This window comes from Leptothrix discophora, from assembly GCF_030705305.1.
GTDB classification, from domain to species: Bacteria; Pseudomonadota; Gammaproteobacteria; order Burkholderiales; family Burkholderiaceae_C; genus Sphaerotilus; species Sphaerotilus discophorus.
The window spans coordinates 539,762-566,722 of record NZ_JAUZEE010000003.1; the positions used below are offsets into that span (position 1 = coordinate 539,762).

A 26,961-nucleotide genomic window follows, 5' to 3' on the forward strand; every position below is an offset into this window, starting at 1 on the left:
GCCTGGACGGGCCGGCGCGCCGCCTCGCGCGACCGGCCCCCATCGACTTGAGGGAGCCTCATGAGCACTGCCCCGGGGGACGACAGCGCCTTCCTGCGGATCGAATCCGTGGTGAAGGATTTCGGTGAGTTCCGTGCCGTCGACCAGGTCAGCCTGGACGTCGCGCGCGGCGAGATCTTCGCCCTGCTCGGCTCGTCGGGCTGCGGCAAGAGCACGCTGCTGCGCATGCTCGCGGGCTTCGAGACGCCGACCTCCGGTCGCATCGTGCTCAAGGGCCAGGACCTGGCCGGCCTGCCGCCCTACCGGCGGCCGGTCAACATGATGTTCCAGTCCTATGCGCTGTTCCCGCACCTGACGGTGTGGGACAACATCGCCTTCGGCCTGCGCCGCGACGGCCTGCCCAAGGCCGAGATCGAGCAGCGCGTCGACGAGATGCTGCGGCTGACCCAGCTCGGCAAGTTCGGCAAGCGCAAGCCGCACCAGCTCTCGGGCGGCCAGCAGCAGCGCGTCGCGCTGGCGCGCAGCCTGGCCAAGAAGCCGCAGCTGCTGCTGCTCGACGAGCCGCTGGGCGCGCTCGACAAGAAGCTGCGCGAGCAGACCCAGGTCGAGCTGGTCAACATCATCCGCAGCGTCGGCGTGACCTGCGTGATGGTCACGCACGACCAGGAAGAGGCGATGACCATGGCCTCGCGCCTGGCGGTCATGAGCGAGGGCCGCTTCCTGCAGGTCGGCGGTCCGGCCGACATCTACGAGACGCCGACCACCCGCTTCGTTGCCGACTTCATCGGCAACGTCAACCTGATGGACGGCACCATCACGCTGGACGAGCCCGACCGGGCCGAGATCGGCTGCCCGGACGTGGTCCACCACATCGGCCACGGCATCACCGGCTACCTCGGCATGCCCGTGACGGTGGCCGTGCGTCCCGAGAAGATCCACCTGACCCGCGAGCCGCTGGACCAGTCCTTCAACCAGGTGCGCGGCAGCGTGCATGCGGTGTCCTACTTCGGCAGTCACACCCTCTACCACCTGCAGCTCGCCAGCGGCGCGACGCTGAAGGTCAATGTCGAGAACGAGGAACGCCTGCACAGCGGCAACCCGGTGATGGGCGACGTGGTCTGGGCCAACTGGTCGCCGACCTCCCAGGTCGTGCTGACCCAATGAGCGGGATCGCCTGATGCCCGCCGCCCGCCCTCCCCTGCCGCAGCGCCTGCTGGCCCTGCTGCGTTCGCTCGGCGGACGTGGCAGCGTGCTCGGCGTTCCCTACCTGTGGCTGCTGGTCTTCTTCCTGCTGCCCTTCCTGATCGTGCTGCGAATCAGCCTGGCGCAGATGGACGGCGCGCTGGTCAGCGACCTGTTCCACTGGACCGACACCGAGTTGACGCTGACGGTCCGCCTGGGCAACTACCAGCTGCTCTTCACCGACGACCTGTACTGGTCGACCTACGGCCTGTCGCTGCTCTATGCGGGCGTGACGACCGCCGTGTGCCTGCTGATCGGCTACCCCTTCGCCTACTTCATGGCGCGCTCGTCGGCATCGCTGCAACCCTTGCTGCTGATGGGCGTGATGCTGCCCTTCTGGACCAGCTTCCTGCTGCGCGTCTATGCCTGGAAGGCCCTGCTCGATGCCGACACCGGCTGGGTCGGCACGGCGCTCAAGGCCCTGCATGTGGACCAGCTGCTGTTCGCCATCGGCGCGATCCCGGCCGAAGGGCAGTTCATGTACAGCCCCTTCTCGCTGGTGATCGGCATGGTCTACACCTACCTGCCCTTCATGGTGCTGCCGCTGTTCGGCACGCTGTCCAAGCTCGACATCCGCCTGCTGGAAGCCGCCCAGGACCTGGGCGCGACGCCCTGGCAGACCTTCTGGCGCGTGACGGTGCCGCTGTCGCGCGGTGGCATCGTCGCCGGCGCGATGCTGGTCTTCATCCCCTGCGTGGGCGAGTACGTCATTCCCGAGCTGCTGGGCGGACCGGAGACGCTGATGATCGGCCGCGTGCTGTGGGACGAGTTCTTCAGCAACAACGACTGGCCGATGGCCTCCAGCGTCGCGGTGATCATGATCATGCTGATCCTGGTGCCGCTGGCGATCTTCAACCGGGCCCAAACCGAGGCTGAGAAGCGATGATCACGACGCCCACCGCCCGCTGGGTCAGCCGGCTCTGGCTGTTCGCCGGCTTTACCTTCCTCTACCTGCCGATCGTCTCGCTGGTGGTCTTCAGCTTCACCGAGTCGCCGGTGCCCAACGTCTGGGGTGGCTTCTCGCTGCGCTGGTACGAGAAGCTGGTCGGCGACGAGGACATCCGCGCCGCGCTGTGGCTGAGCCTGCAGGTGGCCGCCGGATCGGCCACCGGCTCGGTCGTGCTGGGCACGCTGGCGGCCTTCTCGCTGGTGCGCTTCGGCCAGTTCCGCGGCCGCACGCTGTTCGCCGGCATGGTCAACGCGCCGCTGGTGATGCCCGAGGTCATCGTCGGCCTGTCGCTGCTGCTGATGCTGGTGTCGGTGCAGCGCGTCTTCGGCTTCCCCGAACGCGGCCTGATGACGATCTGGCTGGGCCACCTGCTGGTCGGCATGGCCTACGCCACGGTGGTGATCTCGGCCCGCCTGCGCGACCTGAACCCGCAGTTCGAGGAAGCCGCGCAGGACCTCGGCGCGCGCCCGGCGCAGGTCTTCTTCCTGGTCACGCTGCCGATGATTGCCCAGAGCATGCTGGCCGCCTGGCTGCTGACGTTCACGCTGTCGCTGGACGACGTGGTGATGTCGGCCTTCCTGTCCGGCCCCGGCTCGACCACGCTGCCGTTGGTGATCTTCTCGCGCGCCCGGCTGGGCCTGGACCCGACGGTCAACGCGCTGGCCACCGTCGTGATCGCGGTCGTCGCGGTCTTCGTGGTCGTCTCCAGCTACATGATCGCGGCCCGCGAACGGCGGCTCTACAAGGAACAGCAGGCCGCGCTGAAGAGTTGACCGGGCCAGGCCTCGCCATGCACGACGCCCGGGTCCTCGAACTGAAGCGCCTGGGCGTGCACACGCTGCTGGTGCAGTTCACCGACGTGCACGGCGTGGCCAAGGGCAAGCTGGTGCCGCTGGACCAGCTGGCCAGCGTGCTCGCCCACGGCGCGGGATTCGCCGGCCCGTCGATCGCCGGCACCGGCCTGCCGCGCACCGGTCCACGCGCCGAGTACATGGCCCGCGGTGACCTGGCCACGCTGCAGCCGCTGCCCTGGTGGCTGGGCGTGGCGCGCATCGTCGGCGATGGCCATGTGGCCGGCGAGCCCTTCGACGCCTGCCCGCGCCAGGTGCTGCGCCGTCAGGTGGCTCGCCTGGCCGCGGAAGGCTGGCAGTTGCAGCTCGGCATCGAACCCGAGTTCTTCCTGCTGCGCCGCGAGGCCGATGGGAGCTGGCGGCCGGCCGATGCGCTGGACCGCCTGGACAAGCCCAGCTACGACCTGCAGAGCCTGCCGCGCCAGGCCGCGCTGCTGCAGGCCCTGCGCGCCGCGCTGGAGGCCGACGGCGCCGAGGTCCAGCAGATCGACCACGAGGACGCGCACGGCCAGTACGAGCTGAACTTCCGCCACGACCAGGTGCTGGCCAGCTGTGACCGCCTGATGCTGTTCAAGCTGGCCGCGCAGCGCCTGGCCGAGCAGCACGGCTGCGTCTGTTCCTTCATGCCCAAGCCCTGGGCCAACCAGCCCGGCAGCGGCCTGCACTTCCACGTCTCGCTGTGGGACGGCGACCGGCCGGCCTTCGACGACCTCGATGAACACGGGCATCTCGTCGACCGGGCCGGACGCGCTGGCGAGCTGCCGCTGGCGCGCCACTTCATCGCCGGCGTGCTGGCGCACAGCGCGGCGCTGTGCGCGATGGCCGCGCCGACGGTCAATTCCTACAAGCGGCTGGTGGTCGGCGAGAGCCTGTCGGGCACCAGCTGGGCGCCGGCCTATGTCGCGCACGGCGCCAACAACCGCACGGCGCTGGTCCGCACGCTGCCCGGCCGCTTCGAGTGGCGCCTGCCGGACGCAAGCGCCAACCCCTACCTCGCGGCGGCTGGCCTGATCGCCGCCGGGCTCGACGGCATCGCGCGCCGGCTCGAACCCGGCCCGGCGATCGACGACGACCTGTTCGCGCTCGACCTCGCGACGATCCACGCGCGCGGCATCGCCGTGCTGCCGCAGAGCCTGGCCGAGGCCGCCGATGCGCTGGCCGTCGACGCCGTGCTGGCCGAGGCCCTGGGCAGCACGCTGCACACGCAGTTGCTGGCCCTGCAACGCGATGAGTGGCTGCAGTACGCCCGCCATGTCAGCGCCTGGGAGCTGGCGCGTTATGCCGCACGCTGATCGCCACGCCACGCCCTGGCTGTCCTACCTCTGCCTGGCCGCCAGCATGGCGCTGGTGGGCAGCTACGTCGGTCTGTCCAAGAGCCTGGTCACGGTCTTTCCGATCTTCCTGCTGGCCGGCCTGCGCTTCGCGATCGCCGCGGTGGCGATGGCCGGCTGGGTGCGCAAGCCGGCCGACGAGCCACCGCTCGGCCCACGGCAGTGGCGGCTGCTGTTCCTGGAAAGCCTGCTGGGCAACTTCCTGTTCTCGATCTGCATGCTCTACGGCGTGGCCATGAGCACGGCGCTGGCGGCCGGCGTGATCATGGCCGCGCTGCCGGCCGCGGTCGCCCTGCTGTCGCGCGTCGTGCTGCGCGAGCGGCTGGATGCCCGCGTGCTGGCCGGCATCGTCTGCGCGGTGGGGGGCATCGCGGTCGTGGCCTTCATGAAGGCCGGACCGGCATCGTCGGCCAGCGCGGCGGGTGACCCGACCTGGGGACACCTGCTGCTGATCGGCGCGGTGTTCTGCGAGGCCAGCTACGTGATCATCGGCAAGCAGCTGACCGGCCATGTCGGCGCGCGCCGCATCAGCGCGATCGTCAACCTGTGGGGCCTGCTGCTGGTCAGTCCGCTGGCGCTCTGGCAGGCCCTCAGCTTCGACTTCGGCTCGGTCGGCGCGGCCACCTGGGGCCTGCTGGGCTTCTATTCGCTGGCGGCCAGCACGATCACGGTCTGGCTCTGGATGACCGGCCTGAAGCGCGTCAGCGCGGCCCGTGCCGGCGTCTTCACCGTGATGCTGCCGCTGGCCGCCGCCGCCGTTGGCGTCGGCCTGCTCGGCGAACGCATCAGCAGCCCGCAGGTCGCCGCCTACGCGCTGGCGCTGACCGGCCTGCTGCTGGCAACCTGGCCGGCCCGGCGCTGAACGCGCCGCTCAGATCGACCGGTCGAACAAGGACTCGTTGACCGCGTTGTCGCGCAGCCGGTGGCCGGCCTTCTGGGCATACATGGCCTGGTCGGCGTCCTTGAGGACCTGGTCGGCATCATGGTCCTGCGGACCGAAGACGCGCCAGCCCAGGCTGGCGGGGATGCCGGCGGACAGCTCGCCCAGTGCCAGCGGCTGCGACAGTGCGTGGTCGAGCTTGACCACCAGCTGCTGCACGTCGTGCAAGGCGGTTTCCGGATCGGCGCCCAGGTCGGGGCAGATCACGACGAACTCGTCGCCGCCGAGCCGGCCGACGGTGTCGCTGTTGCGCACCGCGCCTGCCAGGCGCTGGGCGGTCTCGACCAGCACGCGGTCGCCCGCCTCATGGCCGAGCGTGTCGTTGAGTTCCTTGAAGCGGTCCAGGTCGATGAAGATCAGCGCCCCGTGGCGGCGCTCGCGGCGCGCCCGGGTCAGGGCCTGGCCGAGCCGGTCCATCAGCAGGCGGCGATTGGGCAGGCGCGTGAGCGCGTCGAGGAAGGCCAGGCTGCGGATCTCCTCCTCCATCGCCTTCTGGCGCGTCACGTCGCGGCCGATGCTGGAGGCGCCGACCACGCGGCCCTGCTCGTCGTACAGCGGCGCCACCGAGATCGACATGTCCACGCGCCGGCCATCGCGGTGCAGGCGCACGGTGTCGAAGGGTTCGATGACCTCGCCGCGCAACACGCGGGCCATGATCTCGGCCTCCTCGTGCTGGCGTTCGGGCGGCAGCACGCGGCCGATGGACTCGCCCAGCATCTCGTCCTCGTGCCAGCCCAGCGCGGCCTCGGCACCGGCGTTCCAGCTGGTGACGTGGCTGTCGAGCGACTTGCTGATGATGGCGTCGCGCGAATAGCGCACGATGGCCTCGAAGCGCTGCTCGGCCACGCCGATGCGGCGCAGCGAGGCGCGGTAGAGCATCCACACCAGCACGCCGACCGTGAGCACCGCGACGCCGGCCAGCAGGCCGACCATCGTCAGCTGCCGGCGCCAGTCGGCGGTGAAGTCGTCCACCGCCATCCCGACCAGCACCACCAGCGGCAGGCCCTGCACGCGACGCCAGGCGTTGACGCGCTCGATGCCGTCGATCGCGGTGCTGGCCGTGTAGATGCCCTCCACCGCAGGCTTGGCCAACTCGTCGCGCAGCTGGCGCGAGACCTCGGTGCCCCCCAGCACCTTGTCCTCGTCGGCCGGCCAGGGCTTGCGGTAGACCAGCGCCATGCGCTGGGTGCGCAGCGAGGCGGCACCGCTCTCGCCGAGTTCGAGGCCCTCGAACAGCCGATCCAGCCGGTGCACCGTCAGGTCGGCCGCCACCGCGCCCATGAAGCGGCCATTCGCGTCGACCACCGGCCGCATGACGGTCAACACCCACTCGCCGGTCGGCGCATCGCGGCGCGGGCCCTCGACCAGCATGCGCGCCGGCTTGAGCTGCGCCAGCCGGGCCAGCGCGCCGCCCTGGTTCAGCGCCGCGTCGCGCTCGCCGCCGGCGATCCAGCGGCCGTCGGCATCGGCGATGCGCAGGTCACGCAGGCCACTGGACTGCTCGACCTGGCGCTGCATCGGCAGCGACAGGGCCGCCTCGCCGACCGGGCGGCGGGACTCGCGCGCCGCCACCACGGTCAGGCTCGCATCGGCCTGCTCGAACAGGCTGCGCAGGTTGGCATCGAGCAGCCGGGCGATGTTCTGGGTCGCCAGCGCGGCCCGCTCGCGCTGGCGGTCGTGTTCGAGCACCAGCGCCAGCGCGGCCAGGCCCAGCACCAGCACGACCACCAGCGCGACGGCCAGCAGGTAGGGCCAGCGCGGGGTGGCGGAGCGGCGCGTCGGACGACCCGGCCAGTTGCGCCGGTGCGCGCCGCCGAAACGGGTGGTGGTGGTCCCGCCGAGGCTGCCGGATGGCAGGGTAGAAGGCAGGGTCGACGGCGCATCGATCCGGCGGCGCGCGCGACTCCAGGCCATGGCTCAGCCCTGAACCGCGTTGGGCGGCGCCATCGCGACGCCGCCACGGCCCTGCGCACGGATCGGCGCCAGCGCATGCTCGGCCGCGCTGAAAAGCCGGTCGCACTGCTGCGGGACCGGCACCAGCGCCCGACCGGGCTGGGACGACACCGCCAGGCTCGCGCCGGTCGACACGACGCCGTCGGGCATCGTCAGGCGCAGCCGCTGGATCGACAGCTGCAGCCGCTCGGCCAGCACGCGGGCCTCTTCCTGGGTGGTCTGCGGCAGCAGGATGGCAAAGGACTCGCCGGCCATGCGGCCCACCTCGTCGGTGGCGCGCAAGCCCTCGATCAGCAGCCGCGAGACCGCCAGCAGCAGCCGTTCGCCGGTTGCCGCGCCCCAGCGCTCGGTCACGTGGCGCTGCCCATCGAGCTCGACCAGCACCAGGCAGGTCTCGCCGCCGTGGCGCTGCGCACGCATCAGCTCACGCTGCATCAGCCGCAGCATCTCGGCCCGGTTCCAGACCTGGGTGAGCGGGTCGCGCACGGCCTGCGACTGCATCTCGGCGGCCTGCTCCTGCAACTGCAGGCGGCAGCTCTGCAGTTCGGCCACCAGGGTCTCCTTGAGCACGTGCTTGCGCCAGATCATCAGGCTGACCATGAAGCCCAGCCCGCAGGCGATCAGGCCGTCGATCCGGTTGGCCGCCAGGTGGCCGCTGTCACCCTGGGTCAGGCCGAGCGCCCAGGCATAGACCGCAAAGGCCAGCCCGTACATCACGGCCGCACGCGGCGGGCGCAGCAGGAACAGCGCGCCGACCAGCACGCAGCCGATCAGGAAGGACGTGATGCTCGCGCCGATCCACTGGTCGATGCTGGCCATGACGATGGTGAACAGCAGCGCGCTGCCCAGGCCCCAGATCTCCAGCACCTCCTGGAAGCCCCGGCGCAGCCGGGGCTGGCGGCGGGTCCAGCCGATCAGCAGGCCCACCAGCACGAGGTTGGCGGCCATCGCCAGGTGCACCAGCACGACCGCCTCGCGCCAGCGCGCACTGGCCAGCGCCAGTTCGGTGGCCGCATTGGCCGACACGGCTGCGGCGACCACCTGGCCGGGCACGCCCAGGCCGAAATGCCGCATCAGGCCGCTGCCGGTGGCCGGTGCGGCGACGGCATGGTCGTTCCATGAACTGGCCACGTGCAGCAGGCTCAGCGGGACCAGCAAGGCGGTCAGCCACGCCAGACGACGCAGGTTCTCCAGGAGCGCCTGGACCGCAATGCGCTCATTGCGAGCCCACACACTGCGCCACTTCATGCCCGCTCCAGACACCGCTGCTCCCACCCGTTGATCCGGTCCACCGTCTGCCGCCGGGCCCGGGCCCCGCAGGTCAGCCCCGCGCGTCCGACGCCGCTTGGGAAAGTGTATTCGTCTGCGGCGCCCCGGCGACGCCCGGACGAGGGGCTCGCGCGTGCAGCAGGTCCGGCGCCTGCTCGCGCTGGCGGGCATCGGACCAGAACTGCCGCCAGGCGCGGGCTCCGGCCACGCCGTTCCACAGGCCCAGCGCATGGCGCATCGCCTGGGTCCAGGGCCGGCCGGCCTCGTGGCCGCGCTGCAGGTAGGCGATCCACGCGTCCTCGACCGCGCGGCGGTCCTCGAACGGCGTGGCCGCACCGAAGAAGCGGGCGTCCCAGCCAGCCATCTGCCAGGGCTCGTGGTAGGCCTGCCGGCCGACCATCACGCCGTCGACGTGATGCAGGTGATGGGCGATCTCGTCGTCGCTACGGATGCCGCCGTTGATGACGAGGGTGAGCTGCGGGAAGTCGCGCTTGAGCTGGTGCACGAGTTCATGCCGCAGCGGTGGGATGTCGCGGTTCTCCTTCGGGCTCAGGCCCTGCAGCCAGGCGTTGCGGGCATGCACGATGAAGACCTCGCAGCCGGCCTCGGCGACGGTGCCGACGAAGTCGCGCACGAAGTCGTAGCGCTCGATGCGGTCGATGCCGATGCGGTGCTTGACCGTCACCGGGATGTCGACCGCATCGCGCATCGCCTTGACACCGTCGGCCACCAGCGCCGGCTCGGCCATCAGGCAGGCCCCGAAGGCACCGCGCTGGACCCGTTCGCTCGGGCAGCCGCAGTTGAGGTTGACCTCGTCATAGCCCCAGCGCTGCGCCAGCCTGGCGCAGGCCGCCAGGTCGGCCGGTTCGCTGCCGCCGAGCTGCAGCGCGACCGGATGCTCGACGCCGTCGAAGTCCAGGTGCCGATGCACGTCGCCGTGCAGCAGCGCGCCGGTCGTGACCATCTCGGTGTAAAGCCGCGTCTGACGCGTGAGCAGGCGGTGGAAGTGGCGGCAGTGCCGGTCGGTCCAGTCCAGCATCGGGGCGACGCTGAGGCGCCAGGGGCTGGCGACATCAACGGGAACGACGGCAGGCAAGGTGACAGGTGACGTGGCAGGGGGGGTGGCAGGCAGGGACATCGACGGACGGGGCGCGGCGCGAGGAAGAAGCAGGCCTCGATTGTCGTCCCGGGCCTCGCGCGCCGTGCCCGGGCATCACAGGTCGATGCTGAGGTAGCGCGCCGAGGTCAGCAGGAAGGCCGCCGCGCCGGCGTGGACCTGCACGGCCTGGCGGATCTCGGCCGGGGCGAGGTGACGACGGCCCTCGCGCAGCAGCAGCACGTCGAGGCGCTGGACGACGTTGGCCACGGCCGCACGCTCCAGGTCGTCGACCAGCACGATCAGCGCCTCGCCGGCGATCGGCACGACCGCGTCGTGGCCACGCAGGCCGCGCGCCAGCGCCTGCATCAGCGCCGGCAGACGGGGTGATGGCAGCGAGCTGTCGAGGCCGTCGCCGTGCGGCCGCCGAAGCGGCGCATCGACGTTGTCGGACGGCTGGGCACCGGCCGGGGTGAGGCTGCCGATCGGGCCGATCGTCATCATCTGGATCTCCGGGCCGGACGCCGGATCGTCGGGCGCCTGCGCCGCCGACAGGGGCGCCAGCGTGCTGTGGCTGCCCTCGGGCCGGTTCACGGGCAGGTCGATGTGCAGCCACAGCACCGGTCGACGCGACCGCGCGCCGCGACCGTAGCCAGCCCGCGCGAGATGCCATTCGAGCGCCATCACGTTGCGGAAGGTGGCCGCGCCGGAGCGGGCGTCGCGCTCGGTCCGCCGCCTGGCGTGGCGCGCACGCGGCTCGTTCCAGACCATGCCGAGCATCCCGACGACCATCAGCCGGAAGGTTGTCGCCAGCAGCACGACATAGCCGTCCGGGCCGTTGAAGGGCGAGGCCCCGACCAGCAGGCCGTCCACGTGCAGCAGCAAGGAGAGCGACAGCAGGACCGACAGCGCCGCACCGAACATCCCGCCCAGCCAGCCGCCCAGGAAGGTGTAGAGCGGCAAGGCATACATCGCGCCCATCGACTGGCCCAGCGCGAGGCCCAGGACCAGCGCGCCCGCGACGATGCCCAGCAGCAGCCGCCCACCCGGCCGCGGCGCCGGGACTCGCCCGAGCAGCGGCACGGCCAGCAGCACCGACAGCGTGCTGGCCAGCACGTGGCTGTAGAACAGCAGCCGCAGGTGCTCGAGATCCTGCATCGCGTCGTGCGCATCGCTCAGGGCCTGCATGACGAGGTGCAGCCCGACGATCGCCAGGCCGGCAACGAGCGCCAGAGGCAGCAGACTCATCACCACCAGCCGGGCGGTGGCCGAGAGCCGCCGCAGCGGGGGCGGCCGCCGGTCGCGGGCCAGTTCGGCCAGGATGCGCTGCACCTGCCGCGACGTGAAGCAGGCCTGCCAGGCCACCAGCGCGCCACTGCCCAACCCGTCCAGCAAGCGCTGCGCGAGGTCCAGACCGAAGGGCTGGCTGATCCGCTGCGCGACGAGTTCGCAAGCGGCCAGCACGATGGCCAGCAGCAGGACGCAGCGCCCGCGCGAGGCATGCGCTGCCTGCATCGCCACGACCACCGCCGGGCCGACGGCGAGCGCCACCGGCGGCATGTCGCCGGGCGATGCACGCAGCTGTCCGGCACCGATCGCCAGCACCGGCAGCAACAGCCAGGCCAGCGCCTGCATCGGGAGGGCCGCACGGCCCGGATCGCCGCCAGGGCTTGCGCCTTCGACCTGACCTGAATCGCGTGCCTTCATGATGGATCGGCCTCGGCGGGCGCCGGGCGGTCCGGCTCGCCGGGCAAGGTGACCTGGGCCGGCAGGCTGGGCCCGGTCGCCACCGACGCGAGGACGACGCGGTTGCGCCCCTCGTGCTTGGCCTGGTAGACGGCCGCATCGGCGCGCTTGAAGAGCCGGTCGGCATCGTCGCCGGGCAGCGTCGCCGCCACGCCGATCGACACGGTGATGTGCGCGAAGCCACCGTCGGTCGGAATCTCCAGTGCGGCGATGAGCTGGCGCAGCTGCTCTGCCCGTTCGGCCGCGAAGCCCAGGTCAGAGCCGGGCAGCACGACCACGAACTCCTCGCCGCCGTAGCGGCAGACCACGTCCTCGCTGCGGTGGCGGTCCTGCAGCACGCGGGCGATCTGGCGCAGCACCTCGTCGCCGCCGGCATGTCCGTAGTGGTCGTTGATGCGCTTGAAATGGTCGGCGTCGACCACCATCAGCGCGAGCGGACGGCTCTCCCGCTGGGACCGGTGCAGTTCGCGGCGCAGCGTCGCATCGAGGTAGCGGCGGTTGAACAGGCCGGTCAGCGGGTCGCGCACGCTGGCATCGCGCAGCTTGGCCTGCAGCTGCTCGACCTCCTCGATGATCCGGCCGCGCTGGGCCGACAGCAGCGACAGCTCGATCTCCGCGCGCTTGCGCAACGTGATGTCGACGGCTGCGGCGAAGGCGCAGGGCTTGCCCTCGTACTCGACCGCCCGCATCGTCAGCAACGACCAGTGCGCGGCCTCGGCACCCACGCCAGGACGCTCCAGCTCGACGTCGCGCAGGATGCGGCTGCTCTGCAAGCGCTGCATCAGTTCGCCGCCCGGACGCAGCGACGGCAGGCTGTCGTGGATGCGCAGTTCGGCCGAGTCGCCGGCCAGTCCGAGCGCGCCGATGGCCCGTTCGTTCGCATAGGCGACATGGCCGTCACGGATGCCGAACATCAGCACCGGGAAGGGCGCGACGTCCATCAGGAACTGGAAGCGCAGGTCGTCGTCGCCCTGCTGCTGCTGGGCCGCCTTCAGCTGGTCGGCCTCGGCCCGGCTGCGCGCGGCGATGCGCCAGAGCCCCCAGACCGTCAGCCAGAGCGCGGCGACGACGCCGGTGAGCGCGACCCGCATCGGGTCGGGCATCAGCGCCACCGGCTCGCGGTCGACCCGCCAGAGCAGGCCGTCGAGCCGCGCCAGGTCGGCCTCGCTGGCGAGGCCCAGGCGGACCTGCTCGTCGGCGACGCGCCGCCAGTGCAGCTGGCTCATGTGGCCCAGCTCGATGTCGTCCCGGTGGCTGAGGCTTTCCAGCTCGCGGCCTTCGGCCATCAGCTGCTCGACGCCCAGGTGCGGCGCATGCAGGCGATGGATCAGCCGGGCCGTGCCCTCGATGTCGTCGAAGGCGGCGCGCCAGCCCTTGAGCGTCGCACGCCGGAAGCGCTCGACCCGCTGCGGATCCTGCGCGGCCAGCGCACCGGAGGTGAACAGGATCTCGCTGTAGAAGCCCGGCAGGCGCCGGTCCAGCTCGATCAGCGCATGGGGCACACCGCGTCGTCGCAGTTCCTGGACCTCGGTGCTGCGGTAGCCCGACATCAGCTCGATCTCGCCGGCCTCGAACTGCTCGATCGGATCGGGTGGCATGGCCTGCGGCACCCGCGCCAGGTCGATCCCCGCCGCCGCCAGCGGCAAGGCCAGCTCGACCTGGTCGTCGACCTTGCCCCGCCACATCACCCGGGCACGCGCCAACTCGGCCAGCCGTTCGTGTGTCAGGGCCGGCGCGCCGGCGCGCTCGTCGGTCGGCGGGCGTGCGGCGATCCAGACCAGCGGCGTTTCCTGCAGCACCGCGGCCAGCGCCACCACGTCCGCGCCCTTCATGCGCCGGACCGCCAGCCCGGCATTGCCGACGCCGAACTCGGAGCGGCCGAGCGTGACCGCATCGACCGGCGCCGCCGCACCGTGGCCGCCCGGCCGCAGTTCGACGTCGAAGCCTTCCTCGCGGTAGTAGCCCCTGGCCAGCGCGACGTAGTAGCCGGCGAACTGGAACTGGTGCGTCCAGCTCAGCTGCACCGACACCGCCTGCATCGCCGCGGTCGGCAGGCAAGCCATCGCGAGGCAGGCCAGCAGCCCTCGCGCCCATGCGGCCGTTGACGGCCTGCGTGATCCTCGATCCATCCCTGTCATTCCTTTTTTGTTCCCTGCCCGGGCTTCAGGCCTCGGCCCTCGGCGCCCGAACCACGCCGATGTCACGCGTCTAAAGCTCCATCCCGTTGCGCAGCGCATGCCGGATCAGGTCGGCGTTGTTGTCCACGCCCATCTTGCGCATCAGGTTCATCTTGTGGGTGCTGACCGTCTTGGCGCTCAGGAACAGACGGTCGGCGATGTCGCCCAGCCGCAGCCCGGCCACGATCAGCGCGAGCACCTCCTGCTCGCGCCGCGTCAGCCTGACCTCGCCGTCGCCCGGGCCGTCCAGCACCATGCGCTGGGCCAGCGCCGACTCGACGAACCGCTCGCCGGCCGCGAGCTTGCGGATCGCGCCCATCAGCGTCTGGATGTCGCAGCCCTTGCTGAGGAAGCCGCGCGCGCCCAGCTCCAGCGCGCGCTGCACGATCGACGGCGAGGCGTGCATCGTCAGCACCAGGATGGGCAGTCCGGGCCAGCCCTGGCGGATCCGGTCGAGCAGCACCGGGCCGCTCTCGCCGGGCATGTTGAGGTCCAGCAGCAGCACGTCGGGCAGGCCGCGGCGCAGCAGGTCAAGCAGGCCGTCGGCGCTGCCGGCCTGGCCGGTCACGACCATGTCCGGCTGGCCGGCGAAGAGTTCGACCAGCCCGGCCCGAAGGATCGCGTGGTCGTCGGCCAGCACGAGGCGGATCATGACGACGCTCCCGGCAGGCGCTCGGCCGGGGCGGCCCGCACCGGCCACGCCATCTCCAGCCGCACCCGGCAGCCGCGCCCGGGCTGGCTCGACACCTGCAGCCGGGCGCCCAGCCGCAAGGCCCGCTCCTGCATCCCGAACAGGCCGAAATGGCCATGGCGACGGCGCTGCGCCGGGTCGAAGCCGATGCCGTCGTCGACCACCTCGATGCACAGGCCGGCCGCATCGGCCGCCAGGCTCAGGCCGACCTGGTGGGCCGCCGCGTGGCGGGTGACGTTGCCGAGCGATTCCTGGACGATGCGGAACAGGTCCTGCGTGGCGTCCTCGTCGAGCCCGCCGCAGCGCCCGTCCGGGTCGTCGACCACGACCTCGCAGGGCAGCTCGGCGCGCAGCCGGAACTCGTCGGCCAGCCAGCCGATCGCGCTGACCAGGCCCAGCGCCAGCGCCGGTGGCCGCATCAGCGTGCTGAAGTCGCGCACCATGCACAGGGCCTCGTCGACCAGCGCACCGACCGCCTCCACGCGCTCGGCCAGCCGCTGCGGCTCGCTGGCCGCGCCGGCCTGGCCCAGCATCTGGGCGCGCAACTTGATCGTGCTGAGCACCTGGCCCAGGCCGTCGTGCAGGTCGGCGGCCATGCGCTTGCGCAGCTGGTCCAGCCGCTGCTCGCTCTGGGCCGACAGCTCGCGCAGCTGCGCGCTCAGGTCGGCCAGCTCCTGCGCCGCGAGCTGCGACTCGGTCACGTCCTGGACCGTGCCATGCACCCGGATGACCTGGCCGTTGCGGTCGGTCTCGGGCTCGACCCGGATGGCATGCCACTGCGCCTGGCGCGTGCCGGCCCGGCAGGGACAGCGCACCACGATCTGGCCGGCCCGGCCGTCCAGCACGCCATCGCGCAGCGCGATCAGCTGCGGCCGGTCGCGCGGGTCGAGCGCGGTGAGCATGTCGACCATCGTCAGCCGGCCGTCCAGCGGACGGCCGCCCAGCATGCGCAAGAGCTGCGGCGAGCACTGGAAGTCGCCGCTGCGCACGTCGTGCTCGAAGCTGCCGATGCGTGCCAGCACCTGCGCGGCCTGGAGCTTGGACTCCGAGCGGCCGAGCGCCTGCAGGGCCTGCTCGCGTGCCGACACCGTCGCCAGCCATTCGGAGACGTCGCGCACCAGCATCAGCCGGGCCTCGCGGCCCTGCCGGCGCAGGGGCCGCGAACGCAGGTGGACGTAGAAGGGCGAACCGTCGGCCCGGCGGTGCTGCCACAGGCCGCCGCTGGCCGGCATGCCGCGCCCGAGCCGATCGAGGTAGGCATCCATGCGGGCATGTTCCGGGCCGGTGTGCAGGTCGGCCAGTCCCAGGCCGCGCCAGTCCTCGCCGCGCCAGCCGTACTGCTCGCAGGCGGCCGGGTTGGCGTCGAGGATCCGGCGGGTCTCGACGTCGACCACCAGCAGCGCCTGCGGATGGGCGAGGAACAGCAGGTCCTCGGCCTCGCGGTCGTCGACCGGCTCGGTGACGGCACCGTGCTCATGCTGGCGCCGCTGCTGGCAGCGCGCGAGCGCGGCGCGCAGGCTGGTGATCTCCAGGCCCTGGGCATGCAGCGTGGCGCGCGAGGCATGCAGCAGTTCCTCCAGCAACGGCGAGCTGCTGTCGTCGGCCCGGCGGCGGATGCTGCGCGTGTGGCTGCGGACGCCGCGGAGGTGGTCGATCTGGCGACCGATGCGGTCGATCAGGGGCAGGCAGGCCAGTTCGTCGTGGTCGGGATAGTCGGACATCGCAAAGGGAGCGTCGGCACGCCGGAAACGATTCCGGTCGGCCGTGGCGGTCCGCTCGCGGGCGTCCCTGCCGGTGCTTGATCCAGGACATGAATACGTGGTGGTGAGCATTGGTTCACACCCCGTACCTGGGATCAATCAGGGAAGCCTGACCCGTTTCAGCCGTGCCCGATGGACGCGCCCGAGGGGTCGCCAGACACGGCGCCGGAAGCGGCTGTGGCGCGGGACGCGCGCACGGCCGGGCGGGACCGGCCACCGCCGGGAAACCATCGGCTGGGTCTATCGAGATCAACAGGATGCCTTCGGACCAGACGGACGCCCCTGCGGCGCCCTCCCCGGTCTTTTCGGCAGGCCGGACCAGGGATTCAGACCCCGGCGGGTATCAGATCGGCATCCTGTCGTCGGGCCCGGCCGCCCGACGGGTCGCCGGTTCAGCCGATCGTCAGGCCGACCGGGCGGTCGGTGCCGGCCAAGAGGACCTCGCCGATGCGGGCGGCGGCCTCGAAGCCGTGGCGGCGGAAGGTCGCCAGCACGGCGTCCAGCGCGGCGGGCGCGCAGGCCACCAGCAGGCCACCGCTGGTCTGCGGATCGGTCAGCAGCGCGCGGTCGAGCGGGTCGAAGTCGGACGGCAGCACCACCCCGGTGCCGTAGCCGGCCCAGTTCCGGCCGGACGCGCCGGTCACGCAGCCTTGCCCAGCCAGTTCGCGCACGCCGTCCAGCAGCGGCACGGCTGCCCAGTCGATGCGGACCTGGCAGCGCGAGCCGCGCGCCAGTTCCAGCGCATGGCCAGCCAGGCCGAAGCCGGTGACGTCGGTCAGCGCATGCACGCCGTCGATCGCGGCCAGGTCCGGGCCCGGCGTGTTCAGCCGCGTGGTGGTGTCGAGCATGCGGGCATAGCCGGCGGCATCGAGCAGGTTCTTCTTCAGCGCGGCCGACTGCACGCCCACGCCCAGCGGCTTGCCCAGCACCAGCACGTCGCCGGGTTGCGCATCGGCATTGCGCTTGATGCGGTCCGGATGGACCAGGCCCAGCGCGACCAGGCCGTAGATGGCCTCGACGGAATCGATGGTGTGGCCGCCCGCGATCGGGATGCCGGCCGCGCGGCAGGCGCTCGCGCCGCCCTCGAGGATCCGGCCGATGGTCGCCGTGCTCAGCACGTTGATCGGCATGCCCACCAGGGCCAGCGCGAAGATCGGCCGACCGCCCATGGCGTAGACGTCGCTGATCGCGTTGGTCGCGGCGATGCGACCGAAGTCATGCGGGTCGTCGACGATGGGCATGAAGAAGTCGGTCGTCGCGACCAGCGCCTGCTCGTCGTTGAGGCGGTAGACGGCCGCATCGTCGGAGGTCTCGATGCCCACCAGCAGTTCCGGCGGCAAGGGCATCGCGGCGGTGCCGCGCAGGATCTCGGACAGCACGCCCGGGGCGATCTTGCAGCCGCAGCCGCCGCCGTGCGAGAGCGAGGTCAGGCGGGGTTCGACGGGACGGGTGTCGTTCGGGGTGGCCATGGCATGCTCCGCAGGGCGAGGAAGGGAATCAGGCCTGCAGCGGCGCGGCAGGCTGCGTCGGCTCGGCAGGCTCATCGCGTGAGCCCCACAGCGCCAGCGCCTCGTTGCCGGCCAGCGCCAGCAGCACCAGCGAGCCGCCGCCGATCACGGCCGGCGTGGGCGACTCGTCCGAGCCCAGCCAGGTCCAGGCCACGCCGAAGAGGATCTCCAGCAGGCCCAGGAGCGAGGCCTCCGGCGCCTTGAGCACCGCACCGACCGCGACGGCCAGCACGCAGGGAATGGCCAGCTGCACGACGCCCAGCATCGTCAGCAGGCCGATGTCATGGGCGCTGGCCTGCAGCGGCCAGGCCAGCGGCAGCATCAGCAGCGCCGACAGGGTCGTGCCCATCAGCACGGCCGGCGTCATGTCGCGGCGATCGTCGGGATGGGCGCGCGCGTTGTGCTGGGCCAGCGTCCACATGGTCGCGCCACCGATCGGCACGGTCAGCGCCACCAGGGTGCCGTAGAGGTCGGCGAGGCTGCCGCCACCGACCTGCGAGCCGTACATCCAGGCGATGCCGATGCCGGCCAGCAGCACCGCGATCCAGGTCCGCAGCGGCAGGTGCTGGTGCATCACGAAGCGCGAGATCAGCGCGGTGAAGACCGGCGCCAGCGCCATCGTGATCAGCACGTTGGCGACCGTGGTCATCGTCAGCGCCAGCATGAAGGCGGTGAACAGCACGCACCAGCACAGCGCCGAGAAGACCATCGTGCGGCCCCCGTCGCGGACGCTGCGCCACAGGGCCGACGGTCCGCGCCAGGCCGCCAGCAGCAGCGCCAGCGCGACGCCGTTGGCGGCGCTGCGCCAGAACGTCACCTCGAAGGAGCGGGCCGCATCGAGGTGGCGCGAGACCACGCCGGCGATGCTCCACAGCAGCGTCACCACCAGCATGGTGGCGACGGCGCGTCGATGGGTCAGCGCGATCATGCCGGCGCGTCGGGCCGTCCGCTCAGGCGATGGCCGATTCGCGCGAGGCGCGCTTGCGCTCGTGCTCGGACAAGTGACGCTTGCGCAGGCGCACGCTCTTGGGCGTGATCTCGACCAGCTCGTCGTCCTCGATGAACTCGACGCCGTACTCCAGCGTCAGCTCGATCGGCGGCGTGATCTTGATCGCGTCTTCCTTGCCGCTGACGCGGAAGTTGGTCAGCTGCTTGGTGCGCGTGGCGTTGACGACGAGGTCGTTGTCGCGGCTGTGGATGCCCACGATCATGCCCTCGTAGACCGGATCGTTCGGCTTGACGAACATGCGGCCACGGTCGTCGAGCTTGCCCAGCGCGTAGGTGAAGATCTCGCCCGCGTCCATGCTGATCAGAACGCCATTCTTGCGACCGGCGATCTCGCCCTTGTGCGGCTCGTAGCCGTCGAAGATGTTGGCGATCAGGCCCGAGCCACGGGTCAGGTTCATGAACTCGTTGGCGAAACCGATCAGGCCACGCGCCGGGATGCGGTACTCCAGACGCACGCGGCCACGGCCGTCCGGCTCCATGTTGACCAGCTCGCCCTTGCGCTCGCCCAGGGCCTGCATCACGCCGCCCTGGTGGGCTTCCTCGACGTCGGCCGTGACCAGCTCGATCGGCTCGTGGCGCACGCCGTCGATGTCGTGGAACACCACGCGCGGCTTGCTCACCGCCAGCTCGTAGCCTTCGCGGCGCATGTTCTCGATCAGGATGGTCAGGTGGAGTTCACCCCGGCCCATGACCTCGAAGATGCCGTCCTCGCTGGTTTCCGACACGCGCAGCGCGACGTTGCTCTGGAGCTCCTTCTGCAGGCGGTCCCAGATCTGGCGGCTGGTGACGTACTTGCCTTCGCGACCGGCCAGCGGGCTGGTGTTGACGCAGAAGTTCATCGTCAGCGTCGGCTCGTCGACCTTGAGCATCGGCAGCGGGCTCGGGTTGGTCGGATCGGTCACGGTCACGCCGATGCCGATCTCGTCGATGCCGTTGATCAGCACGATGTCGCCCGGGCCGGCTTCGGTGACCTGCACGCGGTCCAGGCCCTGGAAGGTCAGCACCTGGTTGACCCGGCCGTTGACGGTCTTGCCGCCGGGACCTTCCATCACGGCCACGTTCATGCCCGGCTTGATGGTGCCGGCGCTGACGCGGCCCACGCCGATGCGGCCGACGAAGGTGGAGTAGTCCAGCGCGGAGATCTGCAGCTGCAGCGGCGCGCTCGGGTCACCCTGGTGGGACGGCACGTGCTTGAGCACGGTGTTGAACAGGGCCGACATGTCGGGACCCCACTGCTCGCCGGGCGCACCCTCTTCCAGCGAGGTCCAGCCGTTGATGCCGGAGGCATAGACGACCGGGAAGTCGAGCTGCTCGTCGGTGGCGCCGAGCTTGTCGAACAGGTCGAAGGCGGCGTTGATGACGGCATCGGGCTTGGCGCCCGGCTTGTCGACCTTGTTGACCACGACGATGGGCTTGAGGCCCAGCGCCAGCGCCTTCTTGGTCACGAAGCGCGTCTGCGGCATCGGGCCTTCCTGGGCGTCGATCAGCAGCACCACGCCGTCGACCATCGACAGCGCGCGCTCGACCTCACCGCCGAAGTCGGCGTGTCCGGGCGTGTCGACGATGTTGATGTGCGTGCCTTCCCAGCTGACGGCGCAGTTCTTGGCCAGGATGGTGATGCCGCGCTCGCGTTCGATGGCATTGCTGTCCATCACGGTGTCGACGACCTTCTCGTGTTCGGCGAAGGTGCCGCTCTGGCGCAGGAGCTGGTCGACCATGGTGGTCTTGCCATGGTCAACGTGGGCGATGATGGCGATGTTGCGGATTTGCTTGGTCATGGCGTTGAGGCTGCGGCAACGGGCCGCATGGCCTGGATTTCAAGAGGACTGAGAAGGCGGTCGGCGATCAGCTCGCCCGCGGTGATGTGTGCGCTGCCCAGCAGCGTGCGGCCGTCGGGGCCGTAGACACGCACCGCCGGCTGATCGGGACCCTGGCCGCGGCGGCGCATGCCGGCCAGGAAACGGGCGGCGTCATCGGCCGCCAGCGTGAGCGCCGGCCAGTCGCGCAGCAGCGCGTCCGGCGGCAGCAGGCAGGCCTCGCGGCCGGCCTCGTCGAGTTGCAGGAAGGCCTCCAGCGAGATCGCCCGGGCCAGTTGCAGGGGACCGCTGGCGGTGCGTCGCAACGCCGACAGGTGGGCCCCGCAGCCGAGCCGCTCGCCGAGGTCCTCGGCCAGCGTGCGGATGTAGGTGCCCTTGCTGCAGCGCACGTCGATCACCAGCTCGTGCGGCATGTCAGGCTGCCACGACACGATGTCGATGCGATGAATCGTCACCGCGCGCGGCGTGCGTTCCAGCACGATGCCCTCGCGGGCGTATTCGTACAGCGCTTTGCCCTGGACCTTCAGCGCCGAGTGCATCGGCGGCAGCTGCATCTGCTCGCCGCTCAGCGCGGCGCAGGCGGCCTCGATGGCGACGCGGTCACATCGAACCGGTCGCTCCAGCAGCACCGCGCCTTCGCGGTCGCCGCCGACCGTCGTCTGGCCCAGGTGCAGCGTCGCGCGGTAGGCCTTGTCGGACTCCAGGCTGACCTGAGAGAACTTCGTCGCCGCGCCCAGACAGATCGGCAGCAGGCCGGTGGCCAGCGGGTCGAGCGTGCCGGTGTGGCCGGCCTTCTCGGCCCTCAGCAGGTTCTTGACCTTCTGCAGCGCATCGTTGCTGGTCCAGCCCACCGGCTTGTCCAGCAGCAGCACGCCATGCACCGGGCGACGCGGCAGGCGCACGCGCGGCGCGGCCAAGGTCGCACCCACGCCCGCGCCCGCGCCGGAGGGGGCGCGTTCGGTGTCGGGGGCGGTCAGCAGGTCGGACATCGGTGAGGTCGGTTCGGCAGGTTCAGGTCCGTGCGCTCAGATCGGCTTGTCGTCAGAGTCCAGTGCGCGCATCGAGTTCGCCTGGCGGATCAGCGTGTTGATCTCCGCCGCCCGTTCGGTGGTGCGGTCGAAGTGGAAGTGCAGCGTCGGCACGGTGTGGATCTGCAGGCGCTTGAACAAGCCGTTGCGCAGGAAGCCCGCAGCCTCGTTCAGAGCCGCCTCGCACTCGGCCGCATCACCGACCAGAAGCGAGAAATAGACCTGCGCATGCGCGTAGTCCGGCGTGATGTCGACGGAGTTGATCGTCAGCAGCCCGATGCGCGGGTCCTTCAACGTGCGCACCAGTTCGGACAGATCACGCTGGATCTGGTCCGAGACCCGGAAGCTCCGGTTCGGTGCGGCCTTCTTGTGTCGCATGGTTCAGGTCCTTCAAGCAAGGAACCCCGCCAAGGCGGGGCTCCCGACGACTGCCAAGCAGCGAGCGAACTCAGAGCGTTCGAGCAACTTCCTTGATCTCGAAGATCTCGAGGATGTCACCCTCGGCGAAGTCGTTGTAGTTCTTGAGCTTGATGCCGCACTCGAAGCCTTCCTTGACTTCCTTGACATCGTCCTTGAGGCGCCGCACCGACTCGATCTCGCCGGTGTAGATGACGATGTTCTCGCGCAGCAGGCGGAAGCGCGCGTTGCGGCGCACCAGGCCCGAGGTGACCATCGAACCAGCGACCGTGCCGATCTTCGAGGCCACGAAGACCTGGCGGATCTCGGCGGTGCCGAGCGCCTCTTCGCGCTGCTCGGGAGCCAGCATGCCGGCCATCGCTGCCTTCACCTCGTCCACGGCGTCGTAGATGATGTTGTAGTAGCGCAGGTCGACGCCATTGCCTTCGGCGAGCTTGCGCGCGCCGGCATCGGCCCGCACGTTGAAGCCGATGATGACGGCCTTCGAGGCGATCGCCAGGTTGACGTCCGACTCGCTGATGCCACCGACCGCCGCGTGCACGATCTGCACCTTGACCTCGTCGGTCGACAGCTTGAGCAGCGAGGCGCCGAGCGCTTCCTGCGAGCCCTGCACGTCGGCCTTGATGATCAGCGGCAGCATCTGCGCGGCACCCGCGCCCATGCTGTCGAACATGTTCTCGAGGTTGGCGGCCTGGCGCTTGTTGAGCGTGACCTCGCGGTACTTGCCCTGGCGGAAGGTCGCGATCTCGCGGGCACGGCGCTCGTCGGACAGGACCATGAACTCGTCGCCGGCTGCCGGAACCTCGGTGAGGCCCTGGATCTCCACCGGGATCGACGGACCGGCTTCCTGCGCGTCCTTGCCGTCCTCGTCGAGCATGGCGCGCACGCGGCCATAGCTCTTGCCAGCCAGCACCACGTCGCCACGCTTGAGCGTGCCCGACTGCACCAGCACGGTCGCCACCGGACCGCGGCCCTTGTCGAGCTTGGCCTCGATGACCAGGCCCTTGGCCAGTGCCTCGACCGGGGCGGTGAGTTCCAGCACCTCGGCCTGCAGCAGCACCTGTTCGAGCAGGGCATCCATGCCCTGGCCGGTCTTGGCCGACACCGGGCAGAACGGCGAGTCGCCGCCGAACTCCTCGGGCACGACACCTTCGGCCACCAGCTCGCTGCGCACGCGCTCGAGGTTGGAGTCGGGCTTGTCGATCTTGTTGATCGCCACCACCACCGGCACGCCGGCGGCCTTGGCGTGGGCAATCGCTTCCTTGGTCTGCGGCATCACGCCGTCATCGGCGGCCACGACCAGGATGACGATGTCGGTCGCCTTGGCACCGCGGGCACGCATGGCCGTGAAGGCCTCGTGACCGGGGGTATCCAGGAAGGTGATGACGCCACGCGGCGTCTCGACGTGATAGGCGCCGATGTGCTGCGTGATGCCGCCAGCCTCGCCTGCGGCGACGCGGGTGGTGCGGACATAGTCCAGCAGCGAGGTCTTGCCGTGGTCGACGTGACCCATGACGGTGACCACCGGCGGACGCGACATCGCCTCGCCGGAGGCTGCAGCGTGCTCTTCTTCGAGGAAGGCATCCGGATCGTCCAGCTTGGCCGGGAAGGCCTTGTGGCCCATTTCCTCGACCACGATCATCGCGGTCTCCTGGTCCAGCTGCTGGTTGATCGTGACCATCTGGCCCAGGACCATCAGCTTCTTGATGACCTCGGAGGCCTTCACGCTCATCTTGTGGGCCAGGTCGGCCACCGAGATGGTCTCGGGGACGTGGACCTCGTAGATCTGCGCCTCGGCCGGCGGCTGGAAGTTCGAGCCGCTGTCGTTGCGGTCACCGCGACGACCGCCACGGGCACCGGCCGGCGAACGCCAGCCGCCACGGCTGGTGTCCGGGCCGCGACCCTTGGCCGGCGCGGCAGGCGCGCCACGCTTCTTGTCGTCGGCCCAGCTCGACGAGAGCTTCTCGGACTTGACCGACTTCTTCTCGCCCGGCTTGGCAGCCGTCGTGGCCGCGCCCGGAGCGCCCGGCGCAGCGCCGGTCTTCGGACGGTGGATGGTGCCCTTGATGCCGTCCTTCGTGGCGGCCGTGCCAGGAGCCGGGACTGCCGGCTTCGGCTCCTCGGGCTTCTTGGCCATCAGCACCTTCTTGGGCGCGGACATCATGGCGCGGATCGCAGCGGCCTCGGCCTCGGCGGCCTTGCGGCGGCGGTCCAGCTCGGCGGCCTTCTGGGCCTCGCCGGCGGCGATGTCGGCGGCCTTGACGACGCGCAGTCCCGATGCCGGTGCTGCGGGCGCAGCCGGAGCGGCAGCCACCGGGGCAGCGACAGCCGGTGCTGCTGCGACAGGTGCGGCTGCGACCGGAGACGCGACGACGGGTGCAGCGGCCGGGGCAGGCGCGGCATCGGCCGGCTTGGCCTGGGCAGCAGGCACGGCAGCCTGTGCGGCGACAGCGGCAGCGGCGAGCGCCGCAGCTTCAGCAGCGGCACGGGCCGCCGCTTCGGCAGCGGCGCGTTCGGCGGCTTCGCGTTCGGCCTGCTCGCGGGCTTCGCGTTCGCGGCGAGCGTGTTCCTCGGCCTCGCGTTCGCGGGCAGCGGCCTCCTGGGCCTCCTGCTCGCGCTGCTGCTCGGCCTGGCGGGCGGCCTCTTCCTCGGCACGCACGACCTCGAGGTCCTCGGCTTCGGGGACGGCGTCGCCACCGGTCGCGCCCGCATCGTCACGCTTGACGAACACGCGCTTCTTGCGGACCTCGACCTGGATGGTGCGGGCCTTGCCGGACGCGTCGGCCTGCTTGATCTCGCTGGTCGACTTCTTGGTCAGCGTGATCTTCTTGCGGTCGGCGCTGTTGGTGCCGTGCGAGTTGCGAAGGTAAGCCAGCAGCTTTTCCTTGTCGGACTCGGTCAGCGGATCGCTCGCCGAGGCCTTGCTCACGCCAGCGTGTTGGAGTTGCTCGAGCAGTGTCGACTCCGGGCGATTGAGCTCGGTCGCGAACTGGGCAACGGTGGTCACTGCCATGTGGTGCTTTCCTCGGGGAACGTGCGTGTGCGGCGGTGTGGGGGTCGGAGCGGTGTCGTGGTTCAGGTGGTGAACCAGTGTTCGCGCGCCTTGAGGATCAGGGCCTTGGCGGCTGCGTCGTCGATGCCGATCATGTCGGTCAGTTCGTCGACGGCCAGGTCGGCCAGATCGTCACGGGTGTGGATGCCGCCGTCGGACAGGCGGGCGATCAGGTCGGCGTTCAGGCCTTCCAGGTCGCGCAGATCCTGCGACACCTCTTCGACCTTTTCCTCGCGGACGATTTCCATGGTCAGCAGCGCATCCTTGGCACGGGTGCGCAGCTCCTGCACCGTCTCCTCGTCGAAGGCCTCGATCTCGAGCATTTCCTGCATCGGGACGTAAGCGACCTCTTCGAGGCTGGTGAAGCCTTCGGCGATCAGGATGTCAGCGACTTCCTCGTCCACGTCGAGCTTGTCGACGAAGAGTTCGCGGATGCCATCGCTCTCCTGGGCCTGCTTGGCCGCCGATTCCTCGGCGGTCATGATGTTGATGCGCCAGCCGGTCAGCTCGGAGGCGAGCCGCACGTTCTGGCCGCCGCGGCCGATCGCGATGGCGAGGTTTTCCTCGTCGACCACGACGTCCATCGCGTGCTTTTCCTCGTCGACGACGATGGACTGCACGTTCGCGGGTGCGAGGGCGCCGATGACGAACTGGGCCGGGTCTTCCGACCACAGCACGATGTCGACACGCTCGCCAGCCAGCTCGTTGGTGACCGCGTTGACACGCGAGCCGCGCACGCCGACGCAGGTGCCGATCGGGTCGACGCGCTTGTCACGCGACAGCACGGCGATCTTGGCGCGCGAACCGGAGTCACGCGCGCAGCTCTTGATCTCCAGCAGGCCCTGCTCGATCTCGGGCACTTCCTGGCGGAACAGCTCGACCATGAACGACGGCGCCGAGCGCGACAGCACGATCTGCGGGCCACGCAGGGTCGGGTCGACCTCGATGATCATGGCGCGCACGCGGTCGCCGGTACGGAGGTTTTCCTTCGGGATCAGTTCGTTGCGACGCAGCCTGCCTTCGACGCGACCGCTCTCGATGATCATGTCGCCCTTGTCCAGGCGCTTGACCGTGCCGACGAAGATCTTCTCGCCGCGCGAGAGGAAGTCGTTGAGCAGCTGTTCGCGCTCCGCGTCGCGGATCTTCTGCAGGATGACCTGCTTGGCGGCCTGCGCACCGATGCGACCGATCGGCACGGACTCGACCGGCTCCTCGATGTAGTCGTCGACATCGATCTCGCCGATCTGCTCCTTGGCCTCGAAATGCAGGATCTCGGCCTCGGGCAATTGCAGGCCGGCCTCGTCGGGCACCACATGCCAGCGCCGGAAGGTCTCGTAGACACCGGTTTCGCGGTCGATCGACACGCGGATGTCGACCTCGCCCTCGTACAGCTTCTTGGTGGCAGATGCCAGCGCCGCCTCGACGGCGCCGAACACCACATCACGGTCGACGTTCTTCTCGCGCGAGATCGCGTCCACCAGCATCAACAGTTCGCGGTTCATTCTTCGTGACCTCCGGTCTGCTCGGCCGCGCCTTCAGGCGCTGCCTCGGTGCGACGCTTGCGACCCTTGAAGTCCACGACAGGCACCAGGCGTGCCTCGCGGACCTCGTCGAGCACAAAGCCCAGCACCGTGTCTTCCTTGCCGACCTTGAAGATCAGCTCGTAACTCGTCGTCGCATCGGCGACCGGCGCCGGCGCGGACGCAGCCTCCGCCGTGGCCGCATCCATCGCAGCCTCCGGCGTCGACGCCACCAAGCGCAGCACGCCCTTGTAGTTCTTGCGACCCTGGAAGGGCGCCTTCAACGTGATCTCGACTTCCTGGCCCTCGAAGCGGGCGTAGTCCACCGGCTTGCGCAGCGGCCGATCCAGACCCGGCGAGGCAACCTCGAGCCGGGCGTAGTCGACGTTCTCGACCTCGAGCACATTGAGCAGCTGACGCGTCACGAACTCGCAGTCCTCGACCAGCACGAACTCGCTCGGCCCGGTCGGATACACGGTGCCGGGGACACGGTCGATGCTGACCTGCAGCAGGCCGCGGGCTCCCCGCTCGCAATCCACGAGCTCATAGCCCAACCCGGTCACTGTCTTCTCGACGGCCTGCAGCCAATTCATCAACGTCGTCCCA

At 70.4% G+C, this 26,961-nt stretch carries 20 protein-coding genes; 5 read left to right on the forward strand and 15 right to left on the reverse strand.

Going from position 1 to position 26,961, the window contains the following annotated elements; translation table 11 throughout:
* The first annotated feature begins 60 nt into the window (after window positions 1–60).
* Genes Q8X39_RS08680 through Q8X39_RS08700 form a run of 5 tightly spaced genes read left to right on the forward strand, consistent with a single transcriptional unit; the run spans window position 61 to window position 5,235 of the window.
* Window positions 61–1,164, forward strand: coding sequence for an ABC transporter ATP-binding protein (locus tag Q8X39_RS08680; protein ID WP_305749244.1), 1,104 nt, complete (start codon window positions 61–63; stop codon window positions 1,162–1,164).
* 13 nt (window positions 1,165–1,177) lie between these two features.
* Window positions 1,178–2,128, forward strand: a complete 951-nt coding sequence (locus tag Q8X39_RS08685) for an ABC transporter permease (RefSeq protein ID WP_305749245.1) — start codon at window positions 1,178–1,180, stop codon at window positions 2,126–2,128.
* Window positions 2,125–2,964 (forward strand): ABC transporter permease subunit, encoded by an 840-nt coding sequence (locus tag Q8X39_RS08690; protein ID WP_305749246.1) that lies wholly within the window; start codon window positions 2,125–2,127, stop codon window positions 2,962–2,964. Before Q8X39_RS08685 ends, Q8X39_RS08690 begins: the two co-directional genes overlap by 4 nt.
* Window positions 2,965–2,981: 17 nt before the next feature.
* Entirely contained in the window at window positions 2,982–4,334 is a 1,353-nt protein-coding gene (glnT, locus tag Q8X39_RS08695; RefSeq protein ID WP_305749247.1) for a type III glutamate--ammonia ligase, read from the forward strand.
* On the forward strand, window positions 4,321–5,235 hold the full coding sequence (locus tag Q8X39_RS08700) for a DMT family transporter (RefSeq protein WP_305749248.1): 915 nt from the start codon (window positions 4,321–4,323) through the stop codon (window positions 5,233–5,235). The genes glnT and Q8X39_RS08700 overlap by 14 nt, the downstream gene beginning before the upstream one ends.
* Window positions 5,236–5,244: 9 nt before the next feature.
* Here the strand turns inward: Q8X39_RS08700 and Q8X39_RS08705 are convergent, their stop codons facing one another.
* From Q8X39_RS08705 to rimP, 15 genes are all read right to left on the reverse strand, one after another.
* The gene (locus tag Q8X39_RS08705) at window positions 5,245–7,227 is read right to left on the reverse strand and encodes a diguanylate cyclase domain-containing protein (protein WP_305749249.1); all 1,983 of its coding nucleotides are present in this window, start codon (window positions 7,225–7,227) and stop codon (window positions 5,245–5,247) included.
* Window positions 7,228–7,230: 3 nt separating this feature from the next.
* The gene (locus tag Q8X39_RS08710) at window positions 7,231–8,514 is read right to left on the reverse strand and encodes a GGDEF domain-containing protein (protein WP_305749250.1); all 1,284 of its coding nucleotides are present in this window, start codon (window positions 8,512–8,514) and stop codon (window positions 7,231–7,233) included.
* 73 nt (window positions 8,515–8,587) lie between these two features.
* Window positions 8,588–9,574, reverse strand: coding sequence for a tRNA dihydrouridine(20/20a) synthase DusA (dusA, locus tag Q8X39_RS08715; protein ID WP_407067992.1), 987 nt, complete (start codon window positions 9,572–9,574; stop codon window positions 8,588–8,590).
* Window positions 9,575–9,748: 174 nt separating this feature from the next.
* Window positions 9,749–11,338, reverse strand: coding sequence for a hypothetical protein (locus Q8X39_RS08720; RefSeq protein WP_305749252.1), 1,590 nt, complete (start codon window positions 11,336–11,338; stop codon window positions 9,749–9,751).
* Window positions 11,335–13,440: a GGDEF domain-containing protein gene (locus Q8X39_RS08725; RefSeq protein ID WP_305749253.1), complete on the reverse strand. Its 2,106-nt coding sequence runs from the start codon at window positions 13,438–13,440 to the stop codon at window positions 11,335–11,337. The genes Q8X39_RS08720 and Q8X39_RS08725 overlap by 4 nt, the downstream gene beginning before the upstream one ends.
* A 145-nt stretch (window positions 13,441–13,585) precedes the next feature.
* The gene (locus Q8X39_RS08730) at window positions 13,586–14,206 is read right to left on the reverse strand and encodes a response regulator (RefSeq protein ID WP_305749254.1); all 621 of its coding nucleotides are present in this window, start codon (window positions 14,204–14,206) and stop codon (window positions 13,586–13,588) included.
* Window positions 14,203–15,966 (reverse strand): PAS domain-containing sensor histidine kinase, encoded by a 1,764-nt coding sequence (locus tag Q8X39_RS08735; RefSeq protein ID WP_305749255.1) that lies wholly within the window; start codon window positions 15,964–15,966, stop codon window positions 14,203–14,205. The genes Q8X39_RS08730 and Q8X39_RS08735 overlap by 4 nt, the downstream gene beginning before the upstream one ends.
* A gap of 431 nt (window positions 15,967–16,397) precedes the next feature.
* Window positions 16,398–17,474 carry a selenide, water dikinase SelD gene (selD, locus tag Q8X39_RS08740; protein WP_305749256.1) on the reverse strand — a complete coding sequence of 359 codons (1,077 nt, stop codon included), beginning with the start codon at window positions 17,472–17,474 and terminating at the stop codon, window positions 16,398–16,400.
* 28 nt (window positions 17,475–17,502) lie between these two features.
* Window positions 17,503–18,441 (reverse strand): DMT family transporter, encoded by a 939-nt coding sequence (locus Q8X39_RS08745; protein ID WP_305749257.1) that lies wholly within the window; start codon window positions 18,439–18,441, stop codon window positions 17,503–17,505.
* Between the two features lie 22 nt (window positions 18,442–18,463).
* Window positions 18,464–20,299, reverse strand: coding sequence for a translational GTPase TypA (typA, locus tag Q8X39_RS08750; RefSeq protein WP_305749258.1), 1,836 nt, complete (start codon window positions 20,297–20,299; stop codon window positions 18,464–18,466).
* Complete coding sequence (gene truB, locus Q8X39_RS08755; protein ID WP_305749307.1) at window positions 20,296–21,255, reverse strand: tRNA pseudouridine(55) synthase TruB; 960 nt, start codon at window positions 21,253–21,255, stop codon at window positions 20,296–20,298. The genes typA and truB overlap by 4 nt, the downstream gene beginning before the upstream one ends.
* Window positions 21,256–21,363: 108 nt before the next feature.
* The gene (gene rbfA, locus Q8X39_RS08760; protein ID WP_305749259.1) at window positions 21,364–21,744 is read right to left on the reverse strand and encodes a 30S ribosome-binding factor RbfA; all 381 of its coding nucleotides are present in this window, start codon (window positions 21,742–21,744) and stop codon (window positions 21,364–21,366) included.
* A gap of 70 nt (window positions 21,745–21,814) precedes the next feature.
* Complete coding sequence (infB, locus tag Q8X39_RS08765) at window positions 21,815–24,796, reverse strand: translation initiation factor IF-2 (protein ID WP_305749260.1); 2,982 nt, start codon at window positions 24,794–24,796, stop codon at window positions 21,815–21,817.
* Window positions 24,797–24,858: 62 nt separating this feature from the next.
* Entirely contained in the window at window positions 24,859–26,337 is a 1,479-nt protein-coding gene (gene nusA / locus Q8X39_RS08770; protein WP_305749261.1) for a transcription termination factor NusA, read from the reverse strand.
* The gene (gene rimP, locus Q8X39_RS08775; protein WP_305749262.1) at window positions 26,334–26,948 is read right to left on the reverse strand and encodes a ribosome maturation factor RimP; all 615 of its coding nucleotides are present in this window, start codon (window positions 26,946–26,948) and stop codon (window positions 26,334–26,336) included. Before rimP ends, nusA begins: the two co-directional genes overlap by 4 nt.
* Window positions 26,949–26,961: the final 13 nt, after the last annotated feature.

Coding starts and splice junctions, on each gene's coding strand:
- Q8X39_RS08680 (WP_305749244.1), top strand. CDS start 61: ATGAGCACTGCCCCGGGGGACGACAGCGCCTTCCTGCGGATCGAATCC.
- Q8X39_RS08685 (WP_305749245.1), top strand. CDS start 1,178: ATGCCCGCCGCCCGCCCTCCCCTGCCGCAGCGCCTGCTGGCCCTGCTG.
- Q8X39_RS08690 (WP_305749246.1), top strand. CDS start 2,125: ATGATCACGACGCCCACCGCCCGCTGGGTCAGCCGGCTCTGGCTGTTC.
- glnT (WP_305749247.1), top strand. CDS start 2,982: ATGCACGACGCCCGGGTCCTCGAACTGAAGCGCCTGGGCGTGCACACG.
- Q8X39_RS08700 (WP_305749248.1), top strand. CDS start 4,321: ATGCCGCACGCTGATCGCCACGCCACGCCCTGGCTGTCCTACCTCTGC.
- Q8X39_RS08705 (WP_305749249.1), bottom strand. CDS start 7,227: ATGGCCTGGAGTCGCGCGCGCCGCCGGATCGATGCGCCGTCGACCCTG.
- Q8X39_RS08710 (WP_305749250.1), bottom strand. CDS start 8,514: ATGAAGTGGCGCAGTGTGTGGGCTCGCAATGAGCGCATTGCGGTCCAG.
- dusA (WP_407067992.1), bottom strand. CDS start 9,574: ATGCTGGACTGGACCGACCGGCACTGCCGCCACTTCCACCGCCTGCTC.
- Q8X39_RS08720 (WP_305749252.1), bottom strand. CDS start 11,338: ATGAAGGCACGCGATTCAGGTCAGGTCGAAGGCGCAAGCCCTGGCGGC.
- Q8X39_RS08725 (WP_305749253.1), bottom strand. CDS start 13,440: ATGGCTTGCCTGCCGACCGCGGCGATGCAGGCGGTGTCGGTGCAGCTG.
- Q8X39_RS08730 (WP_305749254.1), bottom strand. CDS start 14,206: ATGATCCGCCTCGTGCTGGCCGACGACCACGCGATCCTTCGGGCCGGG.
- Q8X39_RS08735 (WP_305749255.1), bottom strand. CDS start 15,966: ATGTCCGACTATCCCGACCACGACGAACTGGCCTGCCTGCCCCTGATC.
- selD (WP_305749256.1), bottom strand. CDS start 17,474: ATGGCCACCCCGAACGACACCCGTCCCGTCGAACCCCGCCTGACCTCG.
- Q8X39_RS08745 (WP_305749257.1), bottom strand. CDS start 18,441: ATGATCGCGCTGACCCATCGACGCGCCGTCGCCACCATGCTGGTGGTG.
- typA (WP_305749258.1), bottom strand. CDS start 20,299: ATGACCAAGCAAATCCGCAACATCGCCATCATCGCCCACGTTGACCAT.
- rbfA (WP_305749259.1), bottom strand. CDS start 21,744: ATGCGACACAAGAAGGCCGCACCGAACCGGAGCTTCCGGGTCTCGGAC.
- infB (WP_305749260.1), bottom strand. CDS start 24,796: ATGGCAGTGACCACCGTTGCCCAGTTCGCGACCGAGCTCAATCGCCCG.
- nusA (WP_305749261.1), bottom strand. CDS start 26,337: ATGAACCGCGAACTGTTGATGCTGGTGGACGCGATCTCGCGCGAGAAG.
- rimP (WP_305749262.1), bottom strand. CDS start 26,948: ATGAATTGGCTGCAGGCCGTCGAGAAGACAGTGACCGGGTTGGGCTAT.